This is a genomic window from Streptomyces sp. NPDC036813 (genome assembly GCF_055609245.1).
Window position 1 is genome coordinate 50,364 of sequence record NZ_JBVJPV010000030.1, and the last position, 6,813, is coordinate 57,176.

Here is a 6,813-nt window from a genome sequence, read left to right on the forward strand (position 1 = left end):
CCGCCTCCTCCCTTTTTTTTTTGTTTCTCCTCAAACCCCCCCCCCCCCCCCCCACCCCCCCCCCCCCCCCCCCCGCGCCCGCCCGCCCCCCCCCCCCCCCCCCCGGGCGGCGCGCCCCCCCCCCCACTTCCGTGAAGCGGTGACGTTCAGTGTTGGTGAACAGCTCCAGTGCGCAGGCGACGGCTGTCGGCACCACGCGGCCCAGGAGGTTTCCGATGCCGCGGTGGAACGGTGCTTCAATCGCTTGAAGCAGTGGCGAGGGATCGCCACTCGCTATGACAAGACCGCTGAGTCCTACCAAGCAGCCGTCACCCTCGCGTCACTTCTGATGTGGGCGTGACATGTTGAAGACCCTTAGAGAGGCTCTCCGGCGCGACGGTCAGTCCGAGAAAGGACTCCGGTCACGGACGCTGAGAAGGGTTCTCGTTCGGTGCGCGGCAGCGATACCTCGACCAGTTTGCCGTCATAGATCATCCACAGGCCGAAGCAGTCGTCGTCCTCGTCGCGAACGAGGACTTGAACGGAGTGCGGATCCGGCCACGCCAGAGACTCCAGATGGCTCAGCAACCCACGCCAGTTGTGGCGGATGAACTGGATGACCCACACGTAACACTCCTCGGACGGCATGCGCGACCCATCGAACATGCCGTCGTCCACACGCGTGAAGCACTGGTGCCAGTCCCGGCCCTCGTCGGGGCGAGTCAGAGGTTCCATGACCTCTTCAGCCCTTCGCGCCAGGACGATGACCTCTGTGTATCTACTCATCAACCCATGATGACCGTGACCCGTCAGAGAGGGACCGAGAGCTGATCACATTTTGACGACAGGCCCTATTACTGCAACGGTGTTTGTCGTGATGGATGGCCAGGTCCGGGGCTGTGTCCGCGTCGTTTGTAGTGGCTGGTGCGGGCCTGGTGTTGTCGTCGCCGGCGCCAGGTCGACCAGTGGAGGATGTGTTCGAGGGGTGTGGGCCGGCGGTTGGTGAGGCGGGCGATCACTCAGTGGCGGCGGTCGGGCCGGTGCCAGGGCCGCACCTCGACGCGAGCCCAGTCGCAATCCGCAGGCCGTGAGCCCCGTCGCCGCAGGAACGACGCCTCCACTTCTGCCGTGGCAGGCCGTTGAAAAGGTCGTGGACGGGATGGTCGATCGCCCAGCGGGTGACCACGGTGTCGTGGCGGGTGGTGGCCATGACGTGGAAGACGTCCGCCCGCTCCAGTTCGGATCGCCAGCCCTTGGAGAAGCCGTAGGCGGCATCGGCGGTCACCCAGCGAAACGGGATCTTGTCCGTGATAGCGCGGCGGACCATCGCCTTGGCCATCGCCACTTTGGTCTCGAAGGCGACCTCGTCGCCGATGCCGGCCCGGCGGCACCTCTCGCGGTCGTCGGTCCAGGAGGCGGGCAGATGAAGACGCCGGTCGATCAGGGTCCGCCCGCGGTCGGTGGCATAGGCGAGGAAGACGCCGACCTGGCAGTTCTCCGTGCGTCCGGCGGTGCCGGAGTACTGCCGCTGCACCCCGGCCGACCGTGTCCCCTTCTTCAAAAAGCCCGTGTCATCCACGACCAGGACGGCGCCTGGGTCGCCGAGGTTGTCGACGACGTACTGGCGCACGTCGGCGAGCACCTCGTCGGCGTCCCACTCGATCCGGTTCAGCATCCGGTGGATGCGGTCCGGGCCCGCGTGGCCGGCTTCCTCCGCCAGTGTCCAGCCGTTCTTCCGCTGCAGCGGAGCGATCAGCCCCCGCATATAAGCAAGTACCGACTCCCCGCGGCTCCGATCTGTTGAAACGGTGCACGAACCGCCCATGCACCGCGTCCAGTTCACGCGCCCACAGCCTGACATCAGCAAGGTCCCCACCCACAACCACACCAACGACCGGCCTGGCCATCAGTCACGGCAAGCACCTTTGCAGTACTAGGCCAGAGCATCGGGCAGCGGACGGAGGCGTGCTTGTGGATGCGAGGGGCACTGAACGAACGCCGCAGGTGCCGATGGAGACCTTGCGCCGCTCGAAGCGGCCCAGGAATTCGCTCCACTCCTCGTTGGTCGGGACGCGGTGTTCATCGGTTGGCCTCATGGCTCGTCGACCAGACGAGCTTGGACGGCCTCGCCGGGATAGAGCGCCTTGTAGCCGAGGGTGACGTTGCTGTCCTGGTGCCCGGCGATGACCTGGGCGATGTGCGGGGGCAGGCCGGTCTGGGGACCGGGTGGCTCTCACGTGGGGGTTGTCGGTCCGCTGGTCCGCGCGGTGGGCCAGACAACGCTGAAACGTCGACCAGTTGACCGGCTCCATGGGTACCGGATGCGGCCGTTGGCCGAGGTGGATGGTGCGGTTGGCGGTGTCGAGCGGCGCGGGCCGGCGTGTGCACCGTGCACCGGATCCGCGCAGAACAGATGCTCGCTGTCGTTCCCGGCGACGGTCCTGGCTGGCGACAGTGAAGTCACGGCCGCGGGAACGGCGAGTAGAGGCCGATCCGTGACGAGATCGAGCAGCTCTTCGACTTGGAGGCGGTCTCGCCACCGACGCTTCAAACGGTCTGATCCGTGCACCAGCGCATGTCGTCGTCCCAGTCCGCCCCGCCTCGGCTGCGCGCCTTCTGACCACCGTCTCTCGAACCTTCAGTTCCGTTGACAGAGAGGAAACGCAATGTCTGACACCACAGGGGCCAAGGCGTACGACGTGGCAGGTACTTGCTGAGAAAATGGCCTGATGGGTGAGTCACACTCAGTGAGCGTTTCTCATCCTGAGCCCCAGGCGATCTCGATGGCGTGAACGGCGGCGACGGCTTGCCGACCTGACGATGATTCAGCCCAGCAGATCGCGTATTTCCCGGACGAGGTCGATGGAGGCGTCGATCTCCAGTTTGCGGTTGGTCAGGCTCTCGACGTTGATCCCGAAAGGCAGGCCGAGGCGGCGGCAGTACGCGATCAGGGCCCGGGCGTTGAGGAGGCACTGCTCGTACGACGCGGCGAGGGGGTCGCCGCGGGTGATCTCGGCCTGGAGCCATCGCGGGACCTCGATGCCGAGCCAGGTCATGAACTCCAGGGTCTTCACCGACCCGCACGGGGCCAGGGTCAGCACTACCGGCTTCGGGTCCAGGCCCTGGTCGCGGCATATGTGGGTGTAGTCGGAGAGCAGGTTGCGGGTGTGGTCCAGGTTGTAGCAGACCTGGGAGACGAAGAACTCGCAGCCGGCGTCCTGCTTACGCAGCATGCGTGCGTGCTCCGTCCCCGAGGCTGCGTGCCGTTCGGCGATGACCACGCCGCCCATCCGCGGCGGGAGGGAGAACCTGGCATGCCGGCGGTAGGCCTCGGGAAGGCTCGTCCGGACCACCTGGTGCCGGGAGGCCGCGCCGACCAAGACGGTCAGCACCCGTTCGCGGTCGGCTTGCGACCACCAGCGGTCCAGCTGGTCGCCGGTGTACTTGCCCACGGCGCGGTAGACGATCACCGGGCCGGCCCAGTCGGCGAGGTGGCCGTCGAGGAAGTGGGCCGGGTCCATCATCGGCATGAACGGGAACGGTCGCGGGGCCTCGGTCCGGTCGGCCTCGGCGTCCACGTCGTAGAGGATGAGCCCGTCGACCTGCACCGACCGGAGCCGGGTCAGGGCCGCGGCGGCGACGGCGTCGGCCTGCTCGGGGGTGGTGGTCTGCCGTGGCGGGGTCAGGCCGAAGAGCAGGACGCCGTCACGGGTGCGGTCCATGAGCTCGGCGGCTGTCACGGTCTCGGGGGAAGCCATTCGTGCATGATGTCATCCCACCCACGGCGGGAACCGCACCCGGCCTTAGACCGTGTCCTACGTGGTGAGGCGGTCGTTGACCTCGGTATGGGGCGGGGTACGCGGAGTTGGATTGTTCCGGACGGGCTGTGAGAGATCGCCAAGCCGCTGATCCCTCCGTCGAAGGTGCGGCCGCAGGGCGGCGGAACGCAGGACACGCCTGATGAGACGCTGTTCGCCGCCGTCATCTACGTGCTGGTCAGCGGCTGTGCCTGGCGTCAACTGCCGCCTTGCTTCGGCATATCGAAGTCGACCGCGCACCGCCGGTTCCTGATCTGGTCGAGAGCCGGCGTCTCGGGGGCGGCTGCACGAAGCCGTGCTGCACCGGCTCGACGACGCCGGCCTCGTCGACGTCACCCGCGTCGTCCTGGACACCGCCCACGTCCGGGCTAAAAAAGGGCGAACACACAGGTCCGAGCCCCGTGGACCGGGGCAAGCCGTGTTCCAAGATGCACGTCCTGTCGGACGCGAACGGACTGCCCCTCCTCGTCGGCGTCTCGGCCGGCAACACCCACGACAGCGAAGGGCTCAAACCCATGATCGAGGGTCACCAAACGAGACACAACCCCCACCGCGGCCGCTACTTCAAGCCCCCAGCGCCTCCACGCGGATAAGGCCTACGACCGCGCCGACCTGCGGAAATGGTTACGTGGCAAACGCATCGGAGTGCGGATCGCCCGCAAAGGCATCGAGTCCAGCGAACGATTGGGCCGCCGCCGGGTGATCGAGCGCACGATCTCGCGGCTGACTGGCTACCGCCGCCTGTCACCCCGCTACGAGCGCCCCCCGCGCAACTACCTGGCTTTCCTCGGCCTCGCAGCCGCCATCTGCTCCTACAAGCACTTCCTCAAACTGACCATGTAGGACACCGTGTTAGAAGGCGCCTGGCGGGTGGGGCGCTGTGTGCTGGCGGACCAGGTGTTTCCTCGGCGACGCGTGCCTAGGTTCTGTCTCCTTGGTCAGCGTCGGGCCCAGATGAGGATCACGGCGAAGGTGGAGTGCCGCCTGCCCGTCTGCATCCCCCGAGCGGAGAATCCGGTTGCCTGGGCTGCCGATTCGTCCGCAGACTCACGATCATGATGTCTCACGCGCGCGGTCTGGTCCTTGAACGCTTCCGTTGGATCGGCGGCCACGCCGACGTCTGGCAGGTCTTTCGTGACCCCGAAGCTCTTGCTGCGGTAGTCCGTGGACTGGCCGGGCCGTTCCGGGAAGACGGCGTCACGGCCGTCTGCGGCATTGAGTCGCGGGGCTTCCTGCTGGGCGCGGCAGTGGCCGTCGAGCTCGGCGTCGGCTTCGTCGCGGTACGCAAGGGCGAGGGCATCTTTCCCGGGAAGAAGGTCACCAGGTGCAGCGACCCCGACTACCGGGGTACGCGCCAGGAGCTGCGTCTGCAGCGGACGGCGGTGGGCCCCGGGGACCGGGTGCTGCTGGTCGATGACTGGATCGAGACGGGTAGCCAGGCGTCAGCTGTGCGGTCGATGGCCGAGGAATGCGGCGGGCAGTGGGTCGGCTGCTCCGTCATCGTTGACCAGACAGCCCCGGCCCGGCGGGCGAACCTGGGCGTCCGCAGCATTGTCACCGCCACCGAACTTCCGGCTTGGGATGGGCAGTCCTGACACGTGTCCGCCCGGCTGGTTGCTCGGTTGACTGGATGTGTCTGTCCGAGTAGTGATCACTGATGCGATGTGGGACAGGATCGCGCCACTGATGCCGGCCGATCCCGTTCGCGGGCGGCGGTGGGCTGACCACCGCCGCACACTGGAGGCCATCGCGTGGAAGTACCGCACCAGCTCGCCGTGGCGAGACCTGCCGGACGTGCTCGGTCCGTTCCAGACTGCTCACAAGCGCCTGATCAGTAGGTTCGCCGTGCGCGCTGAAGATCGCCCGTCTCGCTAGGAGGAGACCATGTCCACATCCGCCCCCAGGCCCGCCGGCCTCATGCCGAGCTACCGGGCTATCGAGAACCTGATCGCACGATACGCCGAGCTCGTAGACAACGGCGATTTCGCAGGGCTCGGCGTGCTTCTTGCTGACGCCACCTTCATAGGCAGCGGCGAACCAGTCACAGGGCACGACGCGATCGAGAGGATGTTCCGCGACACTCTGATCGTCTACGCCGACGGCACGCCGCGAACCCAGCATGTCACGACCAATGTTGCCATCGAGGTGGACGAACAGGCGAACACGGCGGTCTCCCGTTCATACGTCACCGTGTTGCAGGCGCTGCCCGATCTACCGCTGCAACCCATCGCCGGCGGTCGATACCACGACCGTTTCGAGCGCCGTGACGGTCAGTGGCGCTTCGTAGAGCGACGGGTCCGCATCAACCTCGTCGGCGATGTGAGTCGTCATCTGCGCCAGGCCGCCGCAGAGCAGTAGTCCTCCCCTGAGGGGAGGACTAGGCTCTGTCTCCATGGTCAGCGTCGGGCCCAGATGAGGATGCCCCGCGAGGTGCAGGGCAGCCTGGTAGGCGATCGCGAGCTTGTCGGTTCGTGTGGCCAGGCCGCGCCACTGCTTGAGGTGGTTGATGCACCGCTCGACAGTGTTCCGCTGCTTGTATGCCTCGCTGTCGAAGCCTGGCGGACGGCCTCCGAGTCTGCCTCGCCGCAGGCGGTGGCCAACCTGGTCGGACGGCTGTGGAATGACAGCGCGGATGCCCCGACGCCGCAGGTGGGTACGGATGGCGCGTGAAGAATACGCACGGTCGGCCAGGACGGCGAGGGGCCGGGTTCGTGGCCTGCCCGGGCCGCTGCGGGGCGCGCGGATGCCGGACATCACCGTCTCGAAGGCGGGTGCGTCACCGGCCTGGCCTGCGGTAAGGGTGAAGGCCAGAGGTCGTGCCCGGCCGTCGGCGGCCAGATGAACCTTCGTGCTCAGCCCACCGCGGGAACGCCCGAGGGCGTGATCAGCGGGTTCGGCTCGGTCGGCTGCCCCCTTCGCGTGCGTGGTACTGGCGGGCCGCGGCGAGGTTGGCTGCCCAGCGTTGGTCCTGGCTGCGCCGTACCGGCTGCACCGTCTCCCCCTCGGCGAGCGGCTC

General features: G+C 67.3%; 4 protein-coding genes and 5 pseudogenes. 5 read left to right on the top strand and 4 right to left on the bottom strand.

Going from position 1 to position 6,813, the window contains the following annotated elements:
* Nucleotides 1-223: 223 nt before the first annotated feature.
* Nucleotides 224-340 (top strand): annotated as a pseudogene (locus ACZ67Q_RS38275) (IS5/IS1182 family transposase); the annotation flags it as partial.
* Between the two features lie 14 nt (nucleotides 341-354).
* Here ACZ67Q_RS38275 and ACZ67Q_RS38280 read toward each other — a convergent pair.
* From ACZ67Q_RS38280 to ACZ67Q_RS38290, 3 genes and pseudogenes are all read right to left on the bottom strand, one after another.
* On the bottom strand, nucleotides 355-765 hold the full coding sequence (locus ACZ67Q_RS38280; RefSeq protein WP_471191892.1) for a hypothetical protein: 411 nt from the start codon (nucleotides 763-765) through the stop codon (nucleotides 355-357).
* A 236-nt stretch (nucleotides 766-1,001) separates the two neighbouring features.
* Nucleotides 1,002-1,859, bottom strand: a pseudogene (locus tag ACZ67Q_RS38285) (IS701 family transposase); the annotation flags it as partial.
* Nucleotides 1,860-2,804: 945 nt separating this feature from the next.
* Nucleotides 2,805-3,737 (bottom strand): methylenetetrahydrofolate reductase, encoded by a 933-nt coding sequence (locus ACZ67Q_RS38290; protein ID WP_471191895.1) that lies wholly within the window; start codon nucleotides 3,735-3,737, stop codon nucleotides 2,805-2,807.
* 135 nt (nucleotides 3,738-3,872) lie between these two features.
* Here ACZ67Q_RS38290 and ACZ67Q_RS38295 point away from each other — a divergent pair.
* From ACZ67Q_RS38295 to ACZ67Q_RS38310, 4 genes and pseudogenes are all read left to right on the top strand, one after another.
* A pseudogene (locus ACZ67Q_RS38295) lies at nucleotides 3,873-4,640 on the top strand (IS5 family transposase).
* 212 nt (nucleotides 4,641-4,852) lie between these two features.
* A complete protein-coding gene (locus tag ACZ67Q_RS38300) occupies nucleotides 4,853-5,392 on the top strand; it encodes a phosphoribosyltransferase family protein (protein ID WP_471191898.1) in 540 nt (179 codons plus the stop codon).
* A gap of 37 nt (nucleotides 5,393-5,429) precedes the next feature.
* Nucleotides 5,430-5,630: pseudogene (locus ACZ67Q_RS38305) on the top strand (transposase); the annotation flags it as partial.
* A gap of 51 nt (nucleotides 5,631-5,681) precedes the next feature.
* Nucleotides 5,682-6,155, top strand: a complete 474-nt coding sequence (locus ACZ67Q_RS38310) for a nuclear transport factor 2 family protein (RefSeq protein ID WP_471191901.1) — start codon at nucleotides 5,682-5,684, stop codon at nucleotides 6,153-6,155.
* Between the two features lie 38 nt (nucleotides 6,156-6,193).
* Here the strand turns inward: ACZ67Q_RS38310 and ACZ67Q_RS38315 are convergent.
* Nucleotides 6,194-6,686: pseudogene (locus ACZ67Q_RS38315) on the bottom strand (IS5 family transposase); the annotation flags it as partial.
* Nucleotides 6,687-6,813 lie beyond the last annotated feature (127 nt).

What these genes read in the sequence shown, in the direction of transcription:
- ACZ67Q_RS38280 (WP_471191892.1), bottom strand. Translation starts at nt 765, where the DNA reads ATGAGTAGATACACAGAGGTCATCGTCCTGGCGCGAAGGGCTGAAGAG.
- ACZ67Q_RS38290 (WP_471191895.1), bottom strand. Translation starts at nt 3,737, where the DNA reads ATGGCTTCCCCCGAGACCGTGACAGCCGCCGAGCTCATGGACCGCACC.
- ACZ67Q_RS38300 (WP_471191898.1), top strand. Translation starts at nt 4,853, where the DNA reads ATGATGTCTCACGCGCGCGGTCTGGTCCTTGAACGCTTCCGTTGGATC.
- ACZ67Q_RS38310 (WP_471191901.1), top strand. Translation starts at nt 5,682, where the DNA reads ATGTCCACATCCGCCCCCAGGCCCGCCGGCCTCATGCCGAGCTACCGG.